The sequence below is a fragment of the Kitasatospora sp. NPDC001095 genome (assembly GCF_053598615.1).
On sequence record NZ_JBSFKQ010000046.1, the window covers coordinates 1 to 19,464 of the forward strand.

The following is a 19,464-nucleotide window of genomic DNA, read 5'->3' on the forward strand; positions in this document are numbered from 1 at the left end:
GCTGTCGGTGCTGACCCGCCAGGGCGTCACCGCGCCGTTCCCGATCCAGGCCGCCTCCGTGGTGTCCGGCGAGCGGCGTGCTCCGCCCGAACGACCTTGCCCACAGATCGCCCGATCGGCCGTTTTCGCAGGTCAGCACGGTGTGTCTGACAGGCCGTGAGGTCTGTTCGGATGGCGGCGTCGCTTGCGGGCAGTCGCGGCCCATGGCTGGCTGGTTCCGGCGGGGCCGACCGGTCGCCGCCGCTTCTGAATCTCGAACTCCACGGAGAGAACCATCATGCGTGCTGTCAAGCGTGTCCTTGCCGTCGCCGCCCTCACCACCCCGCTCGTGATCGGCTGCGCCGGCCTCGCCTCGGCCACCGAAGGCCTGGACGCGTCCTTCGGTCAGGGCTTCTTCACCGCCAACCAGAACGGCGCCGGCTTCGGCGCCAACCAGTCCACCGTCAGCCCGGACGGCCTCTCCCACGCCACCGCCTGGACCTACGCCGACAACGAGGGCATCAGCGGCTCGTACACCGGCGCGGGCGCCGTGTGGAACAACGAGTGACGAACCCCGCATCGCCGGAGTCGTGAGGCCCTCACAGCTCCGGAGCGGTTGGACGGCCGGTCGACCAGGAGGTCGGCCGGCCGTTCCCGTGAAGGAACCGCGGGTCGCGGGGGAAAGGCACCACATGGCGCAGGTCGGCAAGGCCGCGGAACCGGCGCGGCGGGCGTGGACGACGCACCGGCCACCAGCCGACACGGCCGTCCTGATGGCCTCATGCTCGCCATCGCCCCGGTGGGCCCGATCACGGCCCCGCGGTCGATCACGGGCAGCCCGCCCGGGCATGGCGGTGAGCGCCCTGGGCATGGCCGTCGCGTTCCTGATGACGATGCTGACGACCGTGGCCGCACTGCTCGCGCTCGCGGCCGCCACCGGTACGGCCGTCCTCGTCGCCCTCCGCCGGACCCGCTGGGCCGGTCGGGCCGCGCGCCCGTCGTCCGGAGAGCCGCTGAAGGTCCGCTGAGGGCGGCTCACTCCTCTCCGGCCGGTCGCGCGGACTGGACGGGGTACGGGAAACCGGCCGCGCCACGGCCCGGTTCGACGGCGACGCGGAGCCTCCGTGAAAGACCCGCGAGGACCCCTCGGCGACCGCGGAAAACAGAACAGCCGGTCGACCCGAAGATCGACCGGCTGCTCACTGTGCGCGAGGGGGGAGTTGAACCCCCACGCCCTTTCGGGCACTGGAACCTGAATCCAGCGCGTCTGCCTATTCCGCCACCCGCGCATCTGGGTGATGAGGAAAACTATAGACCATCCGGAAGGGTGCCTCTGACCACCCCCCGGCGAACGGACGGGGCCGCCCCAGGGTGGGGGCGACCGCCGCCCGGTCGCGCTACGGGGCCGGGGCCCGGAGATGGCGGATGAGGTAGCCGAGCCAGGCCTGTTCGAAGGCCTGCGCGAGCTGCGACTCGGGGGCGAACAGGTCGAAGGCGTGGTAGGCGCCGGGGTACAGGTGGAGTTCGACCGGGACGCCGTGGGCCCGCAGGCGCGTGGCGTAGTCCAGGTCCTCGTCGCGGAAGCAGTCGAGTTCGCCGACCGCGATGAAGGCCGGCGGCAGCCCGCCGAGGTCTTCCGCGCGGGCGGGGGCGGCGTACGGGCAGACGTCGCCGGTTCCGGCTCGCTCGCCCAGGACCGCCCGCCAGGCCAGGAGATTGGCGGAGCGGTCCCAGATGCCGATGTCGGTGATCTCATGGCTCGACGCGGTCCGGTTCCGGTCGTCGAGCATGGGGTACATCAGCGCCTGGAAGAGCGGCGCCCGGCCGCCGCGGTCGCGGACCAGCAGGGCGGTGGCCGCCGCGATCCCTCCGCCGCCACTCTGGCCGGCGATCCCGATCCGGGCGCCGTCCAGGCCCAGGGCCCCCGCCTCACGGACGAGCCACCGGTGGCCGGCGTACCCGTCCTCGGCGGCGCCGGGTGCGGGGGTCTCGGGAGCCAGTCGGTAGTCGACGGCGGCGACGGCGCATCCGACCCGCGCGCACAGCCGCTTGAGCCAGGGGTCGTCCTGGGCGGCGAAGCCGAGCACCTGCCCGCCGCCGTGGAACCAGAGCAGCACCGGCAGCGGCCCGCTCGCGGTCGTGGGCCTCAGCAGACGGATCGGCACGTCGGGGCCACCGTCCGGCCGCGCCGCGCGGTGTTCCTCCACGGTGACCGACGGGTCGTCGGGGGCGTCGGCGGCGCTCGCCTCGGCGAAGGCGCGGAGCGTCTCGCGCGTGGCGGCGATGTCGGTCAGGTCGAACACGCCGTTGGGGGTCATCGGAACGTCAGCGAGGGCCCGGCCGAGTTCCGGGTCGATCCGCAGGCGGGGAACGGACCTCGTCGTGTCCGCTGCCACGGCCGCTCAGGCCCCGAACTCGTCGATGACGACCACGCCGGTAGGCCCGTACGTCTCCAGGGCCTCCAGTACCGAGCCCGCCTCGTGGAGGCCGACGGTACGGGTGACGATCCGGCCGGGGTGGAGGCGTCCGGCTTCGATCATGTTGAGCATCGTGCCGAACCGCTGGCCCTGCATGCCGAAGGCGCCCAGGAACTCCAGTTCCTTGACCATCATCACGTCGACCGGCAGCGCGACGTCCCCCCGCTCCGCGCCGGTGGTGTGCCCGAGTTGGAGGTGGCGGCCGCGCGTGCGCAGCGAGAGCACGGAGTTCCGACAGGCCTCGGCGATCCCGACGGCGTCCACGGACACGTGGGCACCACCGCCGGTGAGGGCCTTCACCGCCTCCGCCGGCTCGTCCGTCGCCGCGTTGACGGTGTGGACGGCCCCCAGGGCGCGCGCGGCCGAGAGCTTCTCGCCGTCGATGTCGACCGCGATGACGTTGGCGCCGGTCGCCGCGGCGATCTCCACCGCGGACAGGCCCATGCCGCCGCCGGCCCCGTACACCGCGACCCACTCCCCGCCGCGGACCCCGGCCTGGTCGACGATGCCGTGGAAGGCGGTCATGTAGCGGCAGGCGAGGGCGGCGACGTCGACGAAGCCGACGGACTCCGGCACCCGGACGAGGTTCACGTCGGCGAAGCGGACCATGACGTACTCCGCGAAGGCACCCCAGTAGGAGACTCCGGGCACGAGCGAGTCCACGTGCTCGCACACGTGCTGGTTGCCACTGCGGCACATCTCGCAGGAGCCCTCACCGGGGTTCATCGGGAAGATGACGCGGTCGCCCTCCCGCCAGCCCCGGACGTCCCGGCCGACCTCCACGACGGTGCCTGCGAACTCGTGGCCGAGGACGAACGGCGGCTCGACCCGCGGCCCTCCCGTCCAGAACTCCCCCGCCCACAGCGCCCAGTCGGTGCGGCAGATGCCGTTGGCCCCGACGCGCACGATCGCGCCGTCCGGCGGGCAATCGGGGTCGGGCACCTCGCGGATGGCGAGGGGCTTGTGGAGCTCTTCGATGACTGCGGCGCGCATGGACGCCACCTCCTCAGGGATTGTCCACCGATTCAAGCGGTGGACTTTGACGCTATGTGCTCGCCGCGCACTGCGTCAACCACCTAAAGTGGTGGACATGAGCGATGGGGACGGCCGACGAGAAGGGCGCCAGCGCGCCAAGACCGACTTCCGGTTCGACGGCGCGCGGCTGTGCTTCGCCTTCGCCGGCACGCTGGCCGACCGCGGCAAGGAGGTGCGGGTCGAACGGCTGGCCCGACCGGAGGACCTGAGCCGCTGGTGCGTGGAGAGCGGCTGCACGACGGCCGCGCCGGCCTGCAGCGAGGCCGACCTGGACGGCGCCAGGCGACTCCGCGAGGCGGTCCAGCGGATCGGCCTCACCCTGGCGGAGGGAACGACGCCCGCACCCGGGGACGTCGACCTCGTCAACCGCGCTGCCGCCGCGCCGACTTCGGCGCCCGTGCTCTCACCCGACGCGGCCACCGTCCGCTGGCACGGGGACGACATCGCGGCCGTACTCTCCATGGTCGCGCGGGACCTGATCGAACTCTGCGGATCCGACCAACGGACGCGTGTCCGCATCTGCGGGAACCCGGCGTGCGGAACACCGTTCGTCGACACCTCCCGTGCGGGGGCACGGCGTTGGTGCTCGATGAAGACCTGCGGCGCCCTGGTGAAGAAGCGGGCCTACCGGGCGAGGAGCCAGGCGACCACTGAGGGCGAAGAGGAGGCTGCGTCTATCCGATAAGCGCACCCGGATGAGGTGTTTTCTGGACAGCCCTCACGGGACCTCTCGGGCCACCCTTGGTACACACACTCTGCGCCGCCGGTACGGCGCACGCCAACGGGAGGGAATCCTCAATGCGCAAGCTCGTCACCGGCCTGGCCGTCGCCGGCCTGCTGTTCGCCGGCTCCGTCGCCACCGCCGGCACCGCCAACGCCGCCCAGCCCGGAGCGACCTGCAGCGGATACTCCACCTCCGAGCCGCTGCTCCGGCCGAACAGCACCGGCGCCGCCGTGCAGGCCCTCCAATGCGAACTGAACCTCTCGATCAACCCCAACCAGGGCTACCAGCTCAACAAGGACGGCGTCTTCGGCCAGGCCACCCTGAGCGCCGTCTACAAGTTCCAGAGCTGCGTCGGCCTCGCGGTGGACGGCGAGGTCGGCCCGCAGACCTGGGCGAAGCTGGACTACTGGAGCAACGCGAGCGGCTGGGCCTGCTGACAGGACTGGTCAACGCATCGGGGCGGGGCACCGGCGGGTGCTCCGCCCCGAGGGCATTGAGGGGCTGGATCAGCCTTCGAGCGGCAGGCTGCCGGTGCGGACGGCCTCGACGAAGGCTTCCCAGGCGGCGGCCGGGAAGACGAGTGCCGGGCCCTGCGGGTCCTTGGAGTCACGCACCGGAACGAGGCCGGGGAATCCGGACGCCACCTCGATGCAGTCCCCGCCGTCGTCCCCGCTGTAGCTGCTCTTCCACCAAGCGGCTGCGGCGAGCTCGTTGCTCATCATCTCTGTAACCCTCCAGCGCATCGGCGATCAGCTGTAGCGAGTCAGCCTCTGACAGGCATTCGGCCCGGAGCTGATCATAGCGACGCTGGTGCTTGGCCACGGTGTCGGAAGCATCACTCAGATGACCTCGGTCAAGGCTCTCCGAGTAGACCCAGCGCTCTCCGTCCGGCAGCTCCAGCAACACCATGGCTGTCTTGACGAAGGTCCGCCGGTTCGAGAACGGCGCCAGCTGAATGATGACGTTCGGGAGCTGCGCCACCCGCAGGAGATGCTCCATCTGACACCTCATCACGCTCGGCCCACCCACGGCCGTGCGGATGGCACTTTCATCGAGAATGACGAGCAACAGCGGCCCGTCGGGCGCGAGAAAACGACGCCGCCGACCGAGTCGGGCGCGGATCCGCTCCTCGATCTCCCCCGCGCTCAGGACCACAGCGCCGTTGGCGAAGAGCGCATGCGCATACTGCCTGCACTGCAACAGGCCGTGAATCATGCTGTCCTGGTACACCCGCAACGCAACCGAGACCGCTTCAAGATCCGCGCGCTCCTGGAACCAGTCCGGGTGATCGATCGCCACGTTCCAGTCGACCCGCCCGTACAGCCGCATCAGCAGGTCACCGGCGTCCAGCAGCTGCCCGATCTCCACGACCTCGTCGAGAGGCGGCTTGCGTCGCCCACCCTCGGTCCGTGAGACCACCGTCCGGTCGAGGTGGAGCAGCTTGCCCAACTCCTCCTGGGTGTAGCCCGCTTGCTCGCGCGCGTAGCGGATCTCCTCGCCGAACATGATCGCGGAGCTCGCCGTCGGTCCTCGCTGCTTTCGCCGTGTCATCACCACTCCCACCTGTGCGTCACGTGCCCAACACGTGGATTTGGACGCAACCGTACCCCCGCAGGCCGATCATTGACACCGGAAAGCGATCATCTGCGTGCGCAGCGTGAACTTCGCGCCCCACTCGCACGCCCCTCCGCCCCCTTCGAGGTGCCCCATGCTCACTGCCCGTCGCCCCCGCATGTTCGTCGCGCGCCTCGACTCGCGGACCGAGTCCACGCCCCTCGCGCGCTACCTGCTCCGGGCGTACCTCTCCGGGCTCCCCTCGGGCGAACGGTACGGCGACACGGCCGAGTTGCTTCTCGGTGAACTGTTCGCCAACGCCGTCCAGCACTCGGATGCCCCCGACGAGAGGCACATCGAAGTCCGCTTCTCGCTCGTTAACTCCCGCCTGAGGATTGAAGTCCACGACGCCGGCACCACCCACCCCGCCCTCCACGCCCCCACCCCCGACGACGAACACGGCCGCGGACTCTTCCTCGTCAACGAGCTTGCCGAACGCTGGGGCAGCGCCTCCCGCCCGGACGGCGTCGGCAAGTTCGTCTGGGTCCTCGTCGCTCCCGTCCCCACCCCCGTCCTCGTCACCGTCTGAAAGCCCGAACCCCCATGAATCTCGCCACCCTCGCCCGCCACACCCTCTCCCGTGGCGCCACCCCGGCCGCCACGTACGCGCTCATCGCCCGGCTCGGCCACCAACCCCTGATCTGTGCCCGCGCGGTCTGCCTGGCTCTCGACATCCCCCACGCCGAAGCCACCCGCCGCCTCGACGACTGCTACGACGCCCTCCTCGCCGACCCCCGCCCCAACTCCGAGGACGACACGGGCGAACTCCTCGAAGCCCTCGGCGTCTTCGACGTCCCCAAGAGTCTCGACACCACCGAACTCGCGGTCGTCGACCTCTTCCTGGCCGCCATCGAGGCCCTGGGAGGGATTCGCCCGGGTCACCAGCACGGCCTCCAGCGCTGGTTCACCACCGGCAACCTCACGGCGGCCTACCTCTCCCTCACCGCCACCCACCCCCTCCCCCGCACCGGCGACCCGGTCCAGTACTGGAGCACCCTCACCAGCGCGGGCGAGCTCCTCACCGCCACCCCCAACCCGGACCCCCGCCTCAAGCTCGCCCTCACCCACTGCCGCACCCAGGCCTCCACCCACCCCTGAACCCCGCCGCCTCCCCCAGCACCCAGCGGACACCGAATGCGCCGGCCCCCACGCGCCCCGCGCAGGAAGTCGACCCCGCCGACTTCCTGCGCACCCCGGCGAGCAGCAGTCGCCGGCTCCGCCGCACGAACGGGCGCTCAGCCAGCACAATGAGGCCGAACCGCACGTACGGACGAGAGGCCCCGGGCATCCATGCTGAACCCGCTCGCTGCGCCGGACGCGGTGGAAGCCGCAGCGGAACCCCTTCTGGACCTGCTCCAGGACTGCGACCACGAGCCGTTCATCGAACTGCTTCATGTGGTCCCCGTAGCGGGGGTGACACCCGGTCATGACCGGATGCAGGGTCTCGCCCAGGCCGTCTACGACGCCGGCGGCTGGGGCAGCGGATACCAGGTGACATCACCCGTACCCCCGTTCACATCACCCCGGGCCTGGCGGGGCATTCTCCGTCGACAGGTGACCGACGGGTTCATGCAGCCCGCCAACAGGTGGCCGGCAGCCAACCTGCGCACGCCCGACGAGATCCGGCGGGCCGGCGAACTCGCCGATGGCGTCGCGGACCTCATCGAGGCACACCTCGGTCCCGTCCGAAGCTCCGGCGATGTCGGAGGCCCGCACTCGTCCTACACCTGGTGGCGCAACCTGCTCTTGGTCAGCGACAGTTGGGCCACGATCCTGCATCTCGCGATCAGCGACTGACCAACCACCTCTCCTCCGGCACCGGCCACCCTCCGGTTTCCTGGGGTCGCGTCCTGCGGAGTGGCGCAGCGGATCACCCTGGGGCGGTGTTCACGGTCACCGCCAGGCCCCGGGAAGCACTGCGCCCCGCACCGGAAGTCAGCCCCGCCGACTTCCTGCGCGTTACCTCCGACCGGAAGCCGAGCAGCTGCCCTGCCCGCTTCCCGGGCGTGTGACTACCTGGGGCGGGACCCGCTGTACAGGTCCATGTAGAACACGTACTGCATCAGTTGCTGCAAGGTGTAGAACGTGCGCTCAAAGCCCGCCTGGCCCTGGCCGACCGTGACGGGAGGGACGCCCGCGTTGTTCATGACGCGGTACACCCAGTTCGACAGTGCGGCCCAGTTCGTCTCCAGGTTGACGTTCTCCACACCGATCTGGGCGTCGCTGTGGTTGCGGATGTTGCCGCGGATGTTGTCGAAGATCCGACCGAAGCGCGCCGCCTCCGAGGTGGCCTGGATCATCATGATGATGGAATCACCCAGCGTGGCCCAGTTGCTGCCGGTGCTCTGGAGGAGGTGGATGTTGCGCACCTGCTGCAGGGCGTTCTGGAGCGCGGGTCCGGTGATCCGCTGATTCTGCCTGCTGCCGCCACCGGGGAGGTTGTTGTAGTTGCCGGTGAAGGGAAGGGTGTTCGCATTGACGCCCAGGGTCCGGTTGAACCGGGCCCTCTCCGGCGCCGCCGGATTGTCCTCCCTGAAGACCCAGTGCGTGCCGCCGACCTGGTAGAAGCCGGCCACGTACAGGTTGTGCGGCCAGATGTAGATCGCGCCCTGGTACATGCCGTTCCGGTTGATGCTGATCTGGATGAGCTGGTCGTTGTCCGCCACGACGGTCTCGTCCAGGTCGGTCCTGAACCAGTCGTGACTGCTGAGCTCGTGGAGCCGGCGGATCACCTCGTAGTACCGAGCGTGTGCCGAATCGCCGCCGCCTCCCAGGTCACTGATGTCCCAGTCGATGTTGGTGAGACGGTTGTTCGTGTCGGCGTGCGCCGCGGGCGACGTCATGCCCGTGAGCCCGACCGCCAGAGCGAGGGCGATCATCACACCGACCAGTCGGCGGAGCACCCTTGCCGGTGCACTGAGTTCGTTTGTCGTTAGCATGCGGGAATTCCTCGATGGTGATGAGACGGGTCGTCAGCGCGCCTCACCTGCCAGCGGTTTCCACACGCGACCGGCATCCACGACGCACTGCCAGCAGGCTAGGCAGCCGTGCGATCTCCGGATGACCCGTCAGAGACCAGGCACTTGACCGCCAGTGCACCACTCACCGACCTGCCGCCCCCCCCGGTGCGCGCGCAGCCCTAACCGTGCCGGGTGAACACCCAAGCGAGCAGGCTGGTCACGGTGGCACCGCCCGCCGCCGCGGCCGCGCCCCGGACGAAGTGCAGGACGACGGTGCGCCGCACGACCCGCCACCGGCGGCACCGCCGCCCTGCCCTACCGGTCCGACCCTGCGCACTACACCTGGCGAACATCGCGCCTCTCCTCCCCATGGACGGCCGCACCTCACGGCCCGTCTCATCAACCCTGGAGGCGGACAGCGACGGCGCCGCGCCGCATCGATGAGACCGGATGAAGCCGTAAGTCGGCTGCCGGGAACCAGTGTTCGCCTGACAGCGACGCACCTTCGGTCCATGATGAACTGACAGCAGCAGACAGAATCTGACAGCCCATCGAGGTGCAGCCCTGTGGCGGGAATCGTCATTCCGACCAACGAGAAACTTCCGCCCGGGCCACGAAGGGACCTGGTCGAGGCCCTGCACGGGCTGTACCGGGGCGCCGGCAAGCCCAGCCTCCGCGACATCTCCGACGGCATCAAGCGCCGCGACGCCCTGCCGACGACGGTGAGCCACGACACCGCGAGCCAGCTGCTGAACGGAGTGACCGTCCCCTCCTGGGCGAGGGTGGAGTCCATGGTGCGCTACCTGGCCGAGACCGCCGTCGGGCGGCAGAAGCCGGACCCCGAGGGCGAGGTCGAGCGCTTCCACCGACTCTGGCTCGCGGCCGACGACGCGGAACCGGCCGGGCCGGCAGAACCGTCCACGGCGGACGAGGCGCTGAGGGCGGATCTTCGGTCCGCCGATCCTGAGCGGCGAATCGCGGCCCTCTACCGCCTGGAACGACTGGCCTGGCGGGCCTCACCGGAGGAGCAGACAATCTCCGGCGAGTCATGGCGGTCGGTACTGACCGACTTCCTCCAGGAGGCCTGTCCGCGCGCGGTGCCGCCGGGTCCGCCACGCACCCCGCGCGAGGACGTCCAGTTGGCGCTCCTGGTTCTGGGGCGCCTGCCCGGCAGGTATGTCGTCAGCAGTTTCGCCCTGGCGGGGCTTGACCTCCGGACCTTGGTCTGGGACGGGGCATGGCTCTGGGACGCCGACCTGAGCGGAAGCCTGCTGTCGAACGGTTCCCTGCAGTCCACACAGCTCGTGTCCGCCCGACTCGTGGAGGCGACACTCGTCAACGTCGATCTGTGCTTCGCCGATCTCACCATGGCCGACCTCACCCGGTGCGATCTTTCCGGCGCGACCATGGCAGAGGTCAACATCTCGGAAGCGGACTTGTCCTACGCCGTCCTCTCGGGAACGCACCTGGCGGACGCCTCGGCCCGAAGCACGAGGTTGGACGGGTGCACAGCCGAACGCGCCGTATTCTCCGACGCGGACCTGCGCAGAGCCGGCTTCAAGGGAGCCGTCCTGACAGACTGCCAGTTCGACCGCGCCACGCTCACCGGAGCAGACCTCACCGGCGCGAAACTGAGCGGTGTCTCCTTCTCCGGCGCCGACCTCTCCCGCGCGCGATTCACCGAGAGCAGCCTGGATCAGGTACAGCTGACACGCACCCAGCGCGCCTCCATCAAGGTCGTACCCGACTCGGACTGAACCCCCGAGACGAGGCCGCCACCGCGCTCATGGCGCCAGCAGCTGCCCGAAGGTCTCCCGGTCGATGCTCTCCGCCTCCGACCGCCCGACCACCCGCCCGCGCACCTCCGGGTGGCTGCCCGTCCAGGTGCCGGCGCTCGCCTCGTCGGTGAAGAAGTTCAGCGCGTCACAGCAGGCCACGGCCGCCGGGCCGCCTCCGGGGCGCTGGCCGACGAAGACCACCGCGCCGGCCGGTTCCCAGCGCAGGGTGCCGTCGACCGAGGTGACGGTGACGGGCTCGCCGCTCACCGGGTCGGTGGAGGTGATCACCGCGTCCCGGTCGAGCATGGCCGGGATGCCCAGGGCGTCGACGGCGCACATCGACCACACCTCCACCCCGCCGGCGAGGCGGACCCGGTGCCGGGTGGGGACGGCGGAGAAGGGGTAGGCGGCGCGGATGTTCCCCGCCTCGTCCAGCGTGGCGAAGTCCTCGGCGGCCAGCTCGGCGAGCGCCTCCGGCGGCAGCGGCCCGCCTGGTGCCGCGTCCCGGCTACAGCGCGGCCCGGTACGCCTCCAGCCGGTCGGCCAGTTCCTCCGGGTGGCCGAGCATCGGGAGGTGGTCGCCCGGCATCTCGTCGGGCCGGAAGCCGAGGCGCTCCTCGACGTGGCGCCGCAGGAACGCGGGCGGGAAGAAGCGGTCGCCGGTGGCCAGCAGGAACCTGGTCGGCACGTCCGGCCAGGCCGCCAGCGGCCACGGTGTCCCGAACGGCTTCGGCGACTGCCGTCGCTGGTGCTCCGTGAGGAGTTCCTCGGCCAGGGCGGCCGGGGTGTCGTGCAGGAACAGGGCGCGCTCGTCCTCCTCCGCGCCCTCCGGCACGCCCCTACCGCGGTCGGATTCGCGGCGGGCCGGCCCGTAGCCGGTGTTCTCCCACCAGGCGCCCGGCGTCTCCCCGGGTGCCGGCACCTGGGCCTGGAGCATGACCAGCAGGTCCACCGGCACCCGCGCGCACACCAGCGGTCCGGTGAACCCGCCGAACGAGTGGGCGACGACCACGAGTCCGCCCGTCCGGTCGCCGATCGCCGCGACCACCGCGTCCGCGTACTCGGCGAGCCCGGCCGCGTCGTCGTCGCATGGCAGGACCGGCGCGAGCACCTCGTGTCCGCGCCCGCGCAACTCGGCGGCCAGCGGCTCCCAGCACCAGGAATCGGCGGCCGCGCCATGGATCAGAACGTACGTCGTCACGGATCACTCCCGCCCGGAACGGATCACTTCCGCATCGCACCCGAGCCTACCGTCCGATCCGCCCCCGAACGGCCGGTCGGCACCTGCATACTCATCCCAACGACCATTCACCGAGCGCCCGTTGGGGGAATCCCTTGTTCCGCGACACCCGCCCGCGCGGCATCCGCATACCGACCCACCGCGAGACCGCCGAGGCGTGGGGCGAGCAGGTCGCCGCGCTCCGCGGCGCTCCGCCCGGGTGGTCCTTCCTGCTGGGGCGGCTCTCCTCCGACGGCTACCTCTGCCACCTGGACCTCAACTACCACCTGGACGGCGAGCTCGTCGCCGTCGTCCAGACCTCGCGCCCCGTCCCGGTCGGCCACCGGGTGGGCTCCCTCACCACCCCGCAGTCCCAACTCTCCACCTTCCTGGCCAACTCGGACCGCCTCGACCCGCGCACCCACCTCGCCCCGCTCGACGGCCCGCCCACCCCGGGAGAGATCCTGCTCCACGGCGTCCCCGTCCCGGTCGAGGTCCACCACAGCCACGGCTGCCGCAGTGCCCTGCTCCCCCGGCTCCCTTCCCAGCAGGGCTACGTGATCGTCACCGCCACCACCGAGCACTGGGCCGCCGCCACCGACCTCGCCCTGCGGCCCCCGGCGGCGTTCTGAACGGGGCAGCGGGGCGACGCGCCGAACTCCCGGGCGTTTCACTCGAACAGAGGAAGAAGCGGCGCCGATTCAGACCTGACCGATCGTCACGAATGCTCCGACGGCACTACGTTCACGCCAAATGACCGCAGGGCGCCCCCGACCCGGCGGCACGGATGGGGTTAGCCTGTGGCCATGGTTGCAAACTACAAGGAAGAAGTAGCCATGCCCGACGCGGAGTTCGTCAGCGGCCCCGCGCTGATCCTCCAGTCCCTCGCCTCCGACCCCGATCGGCGGGCCGTCGTCGCCGCCGACGGCACCGAGATCACCGCCGTCGACTTCGCCGCCGCCACCTACCGCCTCGCCCACGAGCTGATCGCCCGGGGCGCCGCCCTCGGCACCACCGTGACCCTGCTGACGGGCAACACCCCCGAGGCCCTCAGCGCCCGGTACGCGGCGGGCCTCGCGGGCGCCCGGGTGGTGAACCTGTACGACGGCATGAGCATCCCCGTCCTGGCCGAGATCACCGCGAGCGTCGACACCGCCGTGCTGCTCGTGGACGCCGAACGGTACGCCGAGGCCCCCGAGTTGCTCCCGCTGATCGACGTGCCGACCGTCCTCACCCTGGGCCCGGGGCCGCTCGACGGCCGCACCCCGGTCATCGGCGAAGACGTGGTCGCCGCCTCCGCCCACCGCCCGGCCGAGCCCCCGGACGTCCGGATCGGACCGGGGGACGACCTCGGCATCCGCCACACCGGCGGCACCACCGGCATCCCGAAGGGCATCCTCAGCCTGCACGGGCCCTACCGTCGCATCTTCGACGACCCGGTCGTCAGCACCGACGGCCCGCCCCGCCTCCTCGCCGCCACCCCGCTGGCCCACCTCGGCGGGGTCCTCGCCGACCTGGCCCTCCGGCACGGCGGCACGGTGGTCCTCCAGCGCTCCTTCGACCCCGGCGCGGTCCTGGCCGCCATCGAGCGCGAACGCATCACCGACTTCTGGGTGCTGCCGCCGCTGCTCCACCAGCTCCTCGACCACCCGGCGATCGGCCGCACCGACCTGTCCAGCCTGCGGCAGATCCTGTACGGGGGCAGCGCCGCCTCACCGACCCGGATCCGCGAGGCGCTCAAGGTCTTCGGGCCGGTCCTGGTGGGCATGTACGGGATGTCGGAGGCGCAGCTGATCTCCGTGCTCATGCCGCAGGAGCACGAGCGGATCGGCCAGGGCGGCCGGGTCCCGGTCGGCCGGCCCGTCCCGGGCGTCGAGGTGGCGATCCGCTCGCTCGACGGCACCGACCTGCCGGCCGGCGAGCACGGCGAGATCCACATTCGCTCCGACGTCGTCATGGCCGGGTACTGGAAGCGGCCGGACCTCACCGCCGCGGTGCTGCGGGACGGCTGGCTGGACACCGGCGACATCGGCTACTTCGACCAGGACGGCTACCTCTACCTCTCCGACCGGGTCAAGGACCTGATCATCGTGGTCGGCGGGCACGTCTACCCCTCCGAGGTGGAGGAGCTCCTGCTCACCCACCCGACGGTCGCCCGCTGCGCGGTCTTCGGGGTCCGCGACGCCCAGGAGGCGGAGCACGTCCACGTCGCCGTCGTCCCCGCGCCGGGGCAGCGGCCGCGGCTGGACGAGCTCCGCGCCTTCGTCACGGAGCGCAAGGGGCGGATCTTCGCCCCCGAGGTGCTGCACGTCGTCGACGAGATCCCGCTGACGCCCATCGGCAAGCCGGACAAGAAGCGCCTGCGTGCGGCCGCCACGGGCTGACGGCGCCCACCGGGCCCACGGCCCACGGCTTCACCCCATGGTGGGGTTTGGCTCAACGGACCACGGCCCCCGTGCCGAGAAGCCAACGGGGTGGCGGCGCTGAGGGCCGCCACCCCGCCCCGCCCCTCCCCTCCCTGCCCCTCCCCCGCCCTACCCGGCCTCGCCGGGCCCCGCGAAAATGACTCCCCGACCACCTGTTCGCATGCCTATGATCACCCCCATGACCAGCAGAGATGTGGGGAAGCGCATGGCACAGCAGACCATCGACCGCCAGGGCCGGACCGTGGTGCTCGAGGAGATCACGGAGGAGAACTGGCGCGACGTCGCCGACGTGGCGCCAGCCGACGACCAGCGCCGGTACGTGGCCGCACTCGCCGCGCGCTACCTCCTGCTCTCCCAGCGCGGCGGGGTCTGGACGTCCCTCGGCGTCCGCGCCGGCGAGGACATCGTGGGCCACGTCATGTGGGCGTACGACGACGAGGACGGCACCCACTGGATCGGCGGCATGGTGGTGTCCGAGGCCGAACAGGGCCGGGGCGTGGGCCGCGCCACCATGCACGCCGTGATCGAGCGCCTGTCGGCGCTGCCGGAGTGCCGGGAGATCCGCCTCTCCTACCACCCGGACAACACCTCCGCCGGGCACCTCTACACCTCGCTCGGCTTCCGGCCGACCGGGGACCACGAGGACGAGGAGATCGTCGTGGCGCTCCCCGTCGGCGCGGCGGTCACGGCCTGACCCCGTAGACCTCAGCCCTCCTCCCGTCCCCGGAAGGCCCGCCGGTACTCCCTCGGCGCCACACCCACCCTGGCCGTGAAGACCGGCCGCAGCGAGACCGCCGAGGCGAAGCCGCAGTGGGTGGCGACGGCGTCGACGGGCAGGTCGGTCTCCTCCAACAGGCGCTGGGCGGCCAGGACGCGCTGGTCGAGGAGCCAGCGCATCGGGGCGGCTCCGGTGGCGGCGGTGAAGCGGCGCGCGAAGGTGCGTTCGGACATCAGGGCGGCGCCGGCCATCCGGCGCACCGTCCAGGGGGCGTCGAGGGAGGTCAGCACCTCCGCCCGGAGCCGGGCCAGCGGGTCGTCGCCGGCAGCGGCGTCCGGGACCGGGGAGGGGATGAACTGGGCCTGGCCGCCCGCCCGGAACGGCGCGGTGACCATGGCGCGGGCGATCGCGGCGGCGGCCTGCTGGCCGTGGGCGGTGCGGACGAGGTGCAGGCAGAGGTCGATGCCCGCCGCGACGCCCGCCGAGGTCCACAGGCCGTCGCCGCCGGTGAAGAGCACCTCCGGCCGGACCGTCACCGCCGGGAAGCGGCGGGCGAGTTCGGGGGCGAGCGCCCAGTGGGTGGTGGCCTCGCGGCCGTCCAGCAGGCCGGCCTCGGCGAGGACGAAGGCGCCCGCGCAGAGCGAGGCGATCGGGACGCCGGCGGCGCGGACAGCCCGCAGGGCGTCCAGGATCTCCGGGCTCCGCCGGACGGCCGGGTCCTCGACGCCCGGCACCACCACCAGGTCGCAGTCGGCCAGCGCCGCGGGCCCGCGGTCGGGGACCCGCTCCAGCCCGCCGTCCAGCCGCACCCGGGCGCCCTCCGGCCCGCAGACCAGCAGGTCGAAGGCGGGCAGGCCGGGCCGGGAGGTCCCGTTCGCCCACACCTCGCCGACCACCGCGTAGTCGAAGGCCCGGACACCGTCGAAGATCAGACACCCCACCGTTCGCATGGCAGGAACCTATGGCACGGGACCCGTGGCAGGAATCCATCGATGGGTGGCTTCTCCGCCCATCACGGGTCCCCGGCGGCCCCGACCACCATGGTCGGCATGACCAACACCGACGCCTTCGACGCCCCGCTCACCCTCGACCCGGACGCCGTCCTGCTGCTCGTCGACGTCCAGAAGGGCTTCGAGGACGCCTCCTTCTGGGGCCCGCGCGACAACCCGCGGGCCGAGCAGCGGATGGCCGAACTGATCGCCGCCTGGCAGGCCACCGGCCGGCCGATCGTCACCGTCCAGCACGCCTCGAAGGCGGGCCCGCTCGCCGAGGGCACCCCGGGGTACGGACTGAAGGACTTCGTCGCCGGCGTCACCCCCGCCCTGCACGTCACCAAGACCGTCAACAGCGCCTTCTACGGCACCCCGGACCTGCACGCCTGGCTCCAGGAGCGCGGCGCCCGGCAGGTGGTCGTCGCCGGGATCATCACCAACGTCTGCTGCGAGACCACCACCCGGATGGCCGGCAACCTCGGCTACGACGCGATCTTCCCCACCGACGCCATGCACTCCTTCGACATGACCGGCCCCGACGGCACCACCGTCCCCGCCGCCGAGCTCGCCCGCGCCACCGCGACGACCCTGCACGCCAACCGCTTCGCCAAGGTGGTCACGACCAGGGACGTCACCGAAGCCGCCACGGCCTGAACAGCGGCTCGTACGCGGCACCCTCCTCCTCCGCGTCGAGCGGCACGTACGAGGCCCCGAGGCCCGGCGCGCGCTCCCGCAGCCGCGCCAGGGGCCTCGGCCGGGGAGGGGACGTCCAGCCCGAGCGCGGCGGCCGCCGCGTCCCGCCCGGCGCACAGGGCACGCTGTCGCCGTTCGCCCGCCCGGCGCTGGTCAACGGCACCGCGGGCGCGGTGGTCATCGGCGACAACGGCCGGGCGCTGTCGATCATGGCGTTCACGGTGGTGGACGGCGCGATCGTCGCGATCGACGTGCTCACCGACCCGGAGCGGCTGGCGGTGCTGGACCTCTCGGACTTCCGGGACGCCTGACCGGGCGGCGGGGGTGGAAGGGTGGCCGCCCCCGCTCAGCGCCCGAGCGGCCGCGCGGCACGCACCCCCTGAGGAGGCGTCACCAGCCCTGCGCGACCACCCAGTCGGCCAGTTTCCGGGCGCAGTCGTCCACCGACTCCTTCCAGCTGTGCCCCGCGCCGTCCCCGGCCTCGTCGCTGACGTGCTTGACCAGCCGCACGGGAACGCCGGCCCGGTGCGCGACGGTGGCGACGGCGTAGCCCTCCATGTCCACGAGGTCGGCGTGCTCGGCGAGCCGGTTGCGGGCGTCCGGGTCGGAGACGAAGAGGTCGCCGGTGGCCAGCACCGGGCCGTCGCCCTTGCCGATCACCAGCGGTGCTCCGTACTCACGCCCGGTGAGCGCGTGCAGGGTGGCGGTGTCCAGGTCGTGCTGGATCACCTGGACCACGTGGTGGATGCCCTCCCAACCGGGACGCAGTGCACCGGCCGTGCCCAGGTTGATCACCTCGGAGGGCTTCTCGCCCTGCGTGAGGACGGTGGCCAGCGCGACGGCGGCGTTGACCTTCCCGATCCCGGTGAGCAGCACGGGCAGGCGGTCGTCCAGGTGGGCGGCCTCCTCGCGCACGGCGACGACGAGCAGCGGGCGGTCGGGCGAGATCGTTCCAAGCAGTCGCATACTTCCATCGTACGGAGCAGGGGGATGCCGCACCCGGGAGCGCACTCCCCCACCCGGCCCCCGCACCCGGCCCCGCGCTCCGCCCGCCGGGGAACCGCGGAGGGCGCGGCCGGCGTCGAACGGTTCGCCACCTCCCGGGGCGACCGGTACTGGCGGTACGGGGTACTGGCGGTACGAGCGGCACCGGCGATACGAACCGCCCCGGGGAACGTGCACGACCCGCTCAAGATCGGCGTAAGTCGGGTGTGGTCGCGGGGAGTCACGGCCATACTGCTGCCATCGGTCGGGCCCCGGGGACGGGCCCGGCCCCAGGGGAGGATGAGGCGGGTGGCAACACCAGTAGGCAGCGGCGCGTCCGGCGCCGCGTTCCCGGCACGGCCGAACCAGCCGCCGGGTACGGCGGTGGCGACGGCCGGGTCGGGGGCGACGGCCGGGTCGGGGGCGACGGCCGGGTCGGGGGCCCCTGCCGTCCCCGGAGCGGCCCCGCCCGCGCGGCCCGGCGGCGCTCCCCCGGCGCCCCGACCCGGCGGTGCGCCGGTGAAACGCCCCGCGACGGCCGTCGCCACCGGTGTGCGCGCCCGGCTCGCCCAGGCCACCCTCACGCCCCCCGGCCGGCTGCGGCTGGCCGGTGTGGTGCTCGCGGTGCTCACCGTGGCCTTCGGGGGGCTCACCGCCTGGCAGTTGGAGACCAGGGCGCAGGCCGCCGACCGGGTGGTCTCGTACAGCCAGCCGCTCAGCCGGGACGCCGCCGAGATCCACCGCAGCCTGGCCCACGCCGCCACCACCGCGGCGAGCGGCTTCCTGCTGGCCGGCGCCGAACCCGACGAGGTCCGCAGCCGCTACGAGCAGGACGTCGCCACCGCCGCCAAGCTGATCGCCGAGGCCGCCGCCCGGACCACGGCGACCTCCCCCGCCCAGGGCTCGCTCGCCCGACTGAACCAGCAACTCCCCGTGTACACCGGCCTGGTGGAGACGGCGCGGGCCGACAACCGGCAGGGCATCCCGCTCGGCGGCGGCTACCTGCGGTACGCCTCCGAGCAGATGCAGACGGTGCTGCTGCCGACCGCCGCCGAACTGGCCGCCGCCGAGAACCAGGAGCTGGCCGACGACTACGCCGCCGCCGAGGCGGTGCCGTGGGCGGCGTACGGCCTGGCGCTGGTCACCCTGGCGGCGCTGGCCTGGGTGCAGTCGACGCTGTTCCGCCGCACCAACCGGGTGTTCAACATCGGACTGCTGGGCGCCACCGCCGCCGTGCTGGCCGGCGCCCTGTGGCTGACCGTCACCGGGCTGGCCACCGACTCGGCCCTCCACCGCAGCAGCCGCGAGGGCGCGAACCCGCTGCAGGCGCTCAACTCCGCCCGGGCGGACGTCCTGACGGCCCGGCTGGCGGAGAACCTGCACTTCGTCGCCCGCGGCTCGACCACCAGGTACGCCGACCAGTGGGCGAAGGCCGCCGAGAACCTGGCCGGCGCCGAGAAGACTCCACCGGGCCGGTACAGCGGCTCCCTCGCGGATGCCTTCCACAAGGCGCCGGAGGCCGCCCAGCCGAGCATCCAGGAGGCAAGGAAGCAGTTCGACGAGTGGCGCCGACGGCATGACGGGGCCCGGACGCTGGAGGTCGGCAACGCCGACTACCAGGGCGCACTGGAGGCCACCGTGACGGCCAAGGGCGACGCGGCCACCGCCGACGCCGCCTTCAACGCCACCGACAGGGCACTCGCCCAGGCCGCCGACATCGAGCAGGACCGCTTCACGAAGGCCGCCGAGGGCACCGGCGGGGACCTGCGTGCCGCCGGCGTCGCCGCCGCGCTGCTCGGCCTGCTGGCCGCGGCCGCCGCGCTGCGGGGCCTGGGCCGACGACTGGCCGAGTACCGGTAACGGGC

At 72.3% G+C, this 19,464-nt stretch carries 23 protein-coding genes and 1 tRNA gene; 14 read left to right on the forward strand and 10 right to left on the reverse strand.

Features of this window, described 5'->3' with window-relative positions:
* Positions 1 to 277 precede the first annotated feature (277 nt).
* Both ACWDBB_RS28345 and ACWDBB_RS28350 read left to right on the forward strand, forming a co-directional pair.
* Positions 278 to 547, forward strand: a complete 270-nt coding sequence (locus ACWDBB_RS28345) for a hypothetical protein (protein WP_449792292.1) — start codon at positions 278 to 280, stop codon at positions 545 to 547.
* Positions 548 to 827: 280 nt separating this feature from the next.
* Positions 828 to 1,007, forward strand: a complete 180-nt coding sequence (locus ACWDBB_RS28350; protein WP_449792293.1) for a hypothetical protein — start codon at positions 828 to 830, stop codon at positions 1,005 to 1,007.
* Between the two features lie 177 nt (positions 1,008 to 1,184).
* On the opposite strand, the gene ACWDBB_RS28355 is transcribed toward ACWDBB_RS28350, so the two are convergent.
* The 3 genes from ACWDBB_RS28355 to ACWDBB_RS28365 all read right to left on the reverse strand — a co-directional run bounded on the left by ACWDBB_RS28355 (position 1,185) and on the right by ACWDBB_RS28365 (position 3,449).
* Positions 1,185 to 1,268 (reverse strand) — tRNA-Leu (locus ACWDBB_RS28355).
* Positions 1,269 to 1,376: 108 nt separating this feature from the next.
* Positions 1,377 to 2,375, reverse strand: a complete 999-nt coding sequence (locus ACWDBB_RS28360) for an alpha/beta hydrolase (protein WP_449792294.1) — start codon at positions 2,373 to 2,375, stop codon at positions 1,377 to 1,379.
* 6 nt (positions 2,376 to 2,381) lie between these two features.
* Positions 2,382 to 3,449 (reverse strand): alcohol dehydrogenase catalytic domain-containing protein, encoded by a 1,068-nt coding sequence (locus ACWDBB_RS28365; RefSeq protein WP_449792295.1) that lies wholly within the window; start codon positions 3,447 to 3,449, stop codon positions 2,382 to 2,384.
* 97 nt (positions 3,450 to 3,546) lie between these two features.
* Between ACWDBB_RS28365 and ACWDBB_RS28370 the strand changes: the two genes are divergently transcribed.
* Both ACWDBB_RS28370 and ACWDBB_RS28375 read left to right on the forward strand, forming a co-directional pair.
* Positions 3,547 to 4,176, forward strand: coding sequence for a CGNR zinc finger domain-containing protein (locus ACWDBB_RS28370; RefSeq protein WP_449792296.1), 630 nt, complete (start codon positions 3,547 to 3,549; stop codon positions 4,174 to 4,176).
* A gap of 113 nt (positions 4,177 to 4,289) precedes the next feature.
* Positions 4,290 to 4,652, forward strand: a complete 363-nt coding sequence (locus ACWDBB_RS28375; RefSeq protein ID WP_449792297.1) for a peptidoglycan-binding domain-containing protein — start codon at positions 4,290 to 4,292, stop codon at positions 4,650 to 4,652.
* 69 nt (positions 4,653 to 4,721) lie between these two features.
* On the opposite strand, the gene ACWDBB_RS28380 is transcribed toward ACWDBB_RS28375, so the two are convergent.
* Positions 4,722 to 4,859 carry a DUF397 domain-containing protein gene (locus ACWDBB_RS28380; RefSeq protein ID WP_449792298.1) on the reverse strand — a complete coding sequence of 46 codons (138 nt, stop codon included), beginning with the start codon at positions 4,857 to 4,859 and terminating at the stop codon, positions 4,722 to 4,724.
* Positions 4,822 to 5,721 (reverse strand): helix-turn-helix domain-containing protein, encoded by a 900-nt coding sequence (locus ACWDBB_RS28385; RefSeq protein WP_449792299.1) that lies wholly within the window; start codon positions 5,719 to 5,721, stop codon positions 4,822 to 4,824. The genes ACWDBB_RS28380 and ACWDBB_RS28385 overlap by 38 nt, the downstream gene beginning before the upstream one ends.
* A gap of 202 nt (positions 5,722 to 5,923) precedes the next feature.
* Here ACWDBB_RS28385 and ACWDBB_RS28390 point away from each other — a divergent pair, with 202 nt between their 5' ends.
* The 3 genes from ACWDBB_RS28390 (at position 5,924) to ACWDBB_RS28400 (ending at position 7,626) form a co-directional block, all read left to right on the forward strand.
* Complete coding sequence (locus ACWDBB_RS28390) at positions 5,924 to 6,358, forward strand: ATP-binding protein (protein ID WP_449792300.1); 435 nt, start codon at positions 5,924 to 5,926, stop codon at positions 6,356 to 6,358.
* A 14-nt stretch (positions 6,359 to 6,372) separates the two neighbouring features.
* A complete protein-coding gene (locus tag ACWDBB_RS28395) occupies positions 6,373 to 6,927 on the forward strand; it encodes a hypothetical protein (RefSeq protein WP_449792301.1) in 555 nt (184 codons plus the stop codon).
* A gap of 192 nt (positions 6,928 to 7,119) precedes the next feature.
* On the forward strand, positions 7,120 to 7,626 hold the full coding sequence (locus ACWDBB_RS28400; protein ID WP_449792302.1) for a hypothetical protein: 507 nt from the start codon (positions 7,120 to 7,122) through the stop codon (positions 7,624 to 7,626).
* A gap of 215 nt (positions 7,627 to 7,841) precedes the next feature.
* Here ACWDBB_RS28400 and ACWDBB_RS28405 read toward each other — a convergent pair whose 3' ends face one another.
* The gene (locus tag ACWDBB_RS28405; RefSeq protein WP_449792343.1) at positions 7,842 to 8,708 is read right to left on the reverse strand and encodes a ribosome-inactivating family protein; all 867 of its coding nucleotides are present in this window, start codon (positions 8,706 to 8,708) and stop codon (positions 7,842 to 7,844) included.
* Between the two features lie 647 nt (positions 8,709 to 9,355).
* Here ACWDBB_RS28405 and ACWDBB_RS28410 point away from each other — a divergent pair.
* Positions 9,356 to 10,546 carry a pentapeptide repeat-containing protein gene (locus ACWDBB_RS28410; protein ID WP_449792303.1) on the forward strand — a complete coding sequence of 397 codons (1,191 nt, stop codon included), beginning with the start codon at positions 9,356 to 9,358 and terminating at the stop codon, positions 10,544 to 10,546.
* Positions 10,547 to 10,573: 27 nt separating this feature from the next.
* On the opposite strand, the gene ACWDBB_RS28415 is transcribed toward ACWDBB_RS28410, so the two are convergent.
* Both ACWDBB_RS28415 and ACWDBB_RS28420 read right to left on the reverse strand, forming a co-directional pair.
* Positions 10,574 to 11,050 (reverse strand): alkylmercury lyase family protein, encoded by a 477-nt coding sequence (locus tag ACWDBB_RS28415; protein WP_449792344.1) that lies wholly within the window; start codon positions 11,048 to 11,050, stop codon positions 10,574 to 10,576.
* A 25-nt stretch (positions 11,051 to 11,075) separates the two neighbouring features.
* Positions 11,076 to 11,768, reverse strand: a complete 693-nt coding sequence (locus ACWDBB_RS28420) for an alpha/beta fold hydrolase (RefSeq protein ID WP_449792304.1) — start codon at positions 11,766 to 11,768, stop codon at positions 11,076 to 11,078.
* Between the two features lie 134 nt (positions 11,769 to 11,902).
* Between ACWDBB_RS28420 and ACWDBB_RS28425 the strand changes: the two genes are divergently transcribed.
* The 3 genes from ACWDBB_RS28425 (at position 11,903) to ACWDBB_RS28435 (ending at position 14,906) form a co-directional block, all read left to right on the forward strand.
* Complete coding sequence (locus ACWDBB_RS28425; RefSeq protein ID WP_449792305.1) at positions 11,903 to 12,418, forward strand: hypothetical protein; 516 nt, start codon at positions 11,903 to 11,905, stop codon at positions 12,416 to 12,418.
* 174 nt (positions 12,419 to 12,592) lie between these two features.
* Positions 12,593 to 14,170, forward strand: a complete 1,578-nt coding sequence (locus tag ACWDBB_RS28430; protein WP_449792306.1) for an AMP-binding protein — start codon at positions 12,593 to 12,595, stop codon at positions 14,168 to 14,170.
* 220 nt (positions 14,171 to 14,390) lie between these two features.
* Positions 14,391 to 14,906, forward strand: coding sequence for a GNAT family N-acetyltransferase (locus ACWDBB_RS28435; protein ID WP_449792307.1), 516 nt, complete (start codon positions 14,391 to 14,393; stop codon positions 14,904 to 14,906).
* Positions 14,907 to 14,917: 11 nt separating this feature from the next.
* On the opposite strand, the gene ACWDBB_RS28440 is transcribed toward ACWDBB_RS28435, so the two are convergent.
* The gene (locus ACWDBB_RS28440) at positions 14,918 to 15,880 is read right to left on the reverse strand and encodes a GlxA family transcriptional regulator (RefSeq protein WP_449792308.1); all 963 of its coding nucleotides are present in this window, start codon (positions 15,878 to 15,880) and stop codon (positions 14,918 to 14,920) included.
* Between the two features lie 99 nt (positions 15,881 to 15,979).
* Here ACWDBB_RS28440 and ACWDBB_RS28445 point away from each other — a divergent pair, with 99 nt between their 5' ends.
* Both ACWDBB_RS28445 and ACWDBB_RS28450 read left to right on the forward strand, forming a co-directional pair.
* Positions 15,980 to 16,576 (forward strand): cysteine hydrolase family protein, encoded by a 597-nt coding sequence (locus ACWDBB_RS28445; RefSeq protein ID WP_449792309.1) that lies wholly within the window; start codon positions 15,980 to 15,982, stop codon positions 16,574 to 16,576.
* A gap of 212 nt (positions 16,577 to 16,788) precedes the next feature.
* Entirely contained in the window at positions 16,789 to 16,926 is a 138-nt protein-coding gene (locus ACWDBB_RS28450; RefSeq protein ID WP_449792310.1) for a hypothetical protein, read from the forward strand.
* A 79-nt stretch (positions 16,927 to 17,005) separates the two neighbouring features.
* On the opposite strand, the gene ACWDBB_RS28455 is transcribed toward ACWDBB_RS28450, so the two are convergent.
* On the reverse strand, positions 17,006 to 17,581 hold the full coding sequence (locus ACWDBB_RS28455; RefSeq protein ID WP_449792311.1) for a nucleosidase: 576 nt from the start codon (positions 17,579 to 17,581) through the stop codon (positions 17,006 to 17,008).
* A gap of 537 nt (positions 17,582 to 18,118) precedes the next feature.
* On the opposite strand from ACWDBB_RS28455, the gene ACWDBB_RS28460 reads away from it, so the two are divergent.
* Positions 18,119 to 19,459, forward strand: a complete 1,341-nt coding sequence (locus ACWDBB_RS28460) for a hypothetical protein (RefSeq protein WP_449792312.1) — start codon at positions 18,119 to 18,121, stop codon at positions 19,457 to 19,459.
* The last annotated feature ends 5 nt before the right edge of the window (positions 19,460 to 19,464 follow it).

Excerpts from the sequence above, each read along its gene's own strand:
- ACWDBB_RS28345 (WP_449792292.1), top strand. The coding sequence starts at position 278 with ATGCGTGCTGTCAAGCGTGTCCTTGCCGTCGCCGCCCTCACCACCCCG.
- ACWDBB_RS28350 (WP_449792293.1), top strand. The coding sequence starts at position 828 with ATGGCGGTGAGCGCCCTGGGCATGGCCGTCGCGTTCCTGATGACGATG.
- ACWDBB_RS28365 (WP_449792295.1), bottom strand. The coding sequence starts at position 3,449 with ATGCGCGCCGCAGTCATCGAAGAGCTCCACAAGCCCCTCGCCATCCGC.
- ACWDBB_RS28370 (WP_449792296.1), top strand. The coding sequence starts at position 3,547 with ATGAGCGATGGGGACGGCCGACGAGAAGGGCGCCAGCGCGCCAAGACC.
- ACWDBB_RS28375 (WP_449792297.1), top strand. The coding sequence starts at position 4,290 with ATGCGCAAGCTCGTCACCGGCCTGGCCGTCGCCGGCCTGCTGTTCGCC.
- ACWDBB_RS28385 (WP_449792299.1), bottom strand. The coding sequence starts at position 5,721 with ATGTTCGGCGAGGAGATCCGCTACGCGCGCGAGCAAGCGGGCTACACC.
- ACWDBB_RS28390 (WP_449792300.1), top strand. The coding sequence starts at position 5,924 with ATGCTCACTGCCCGTCGCCCCCGCATGTTCGTCGCGCGCCTCGACTCG.
- ACWDBB_RS28395 (WP_449792301.1), top strand. The coding sequence starts at position 6,373 with ATGAATCTCGCCACCCTCGCCCGCCACACCCTCTCCCGTGGCGCCACC.
- ACWDBB_RS28400 (WP_449792302.1), top strand. The coding sequence starts at position 7,120 with ATGCTGAACCCGCTCGCTGCGCCGGACGCGGTGGAAGCCGCAGCGGAA.
- ACWDBB_RS28405 (WP_449792343.1), bottom strand. The coding sequence starts at position 8,708 with ATGATCGCCCTCGCTCTGGCGGTCGGGCTCACGGGCATGACGTCGCCC.
- ACWDBB_RS28430 (WP_449792306.1), top strand. The coding sequence starts at position 12,593 with ATGGTTGCAAACTACAAGGAAGAAGTAGCCATGCCCGACGCGGAGTTC.
- ACWDBB_RS28435 (WP_449792307.1), top strand. The coding sequence starts at position 14,391 with ATGACCAGCAGAGATGTGGGGAAGCGCATGGCACAGCAGACCATCGAC.
- ACWDBB_RS28440 (WP_449792308.1), bottom strand. The coding sequence starts at position 15,880 with ATGCGAACGGTGGGGTGTCTGATCTTCGACGGTGTCCGGGCCTTCGAC.
- ACWDBB_RS28445 (WP_449792309.1), top strand. The coding sequence starts at position 15,980 with ATGACCAACACCGACGCCTTCGACGCCCCGCTCACCCTCGACCCGGAC.
- ACWDBB_RS28455 (WP_449792311.1), bottom strand. The coding sequence starts at position 17,581 with ATGCGACTGCTTGGAACGATCTCGCCCGACCGCCCGCTGCTCGTCGTC.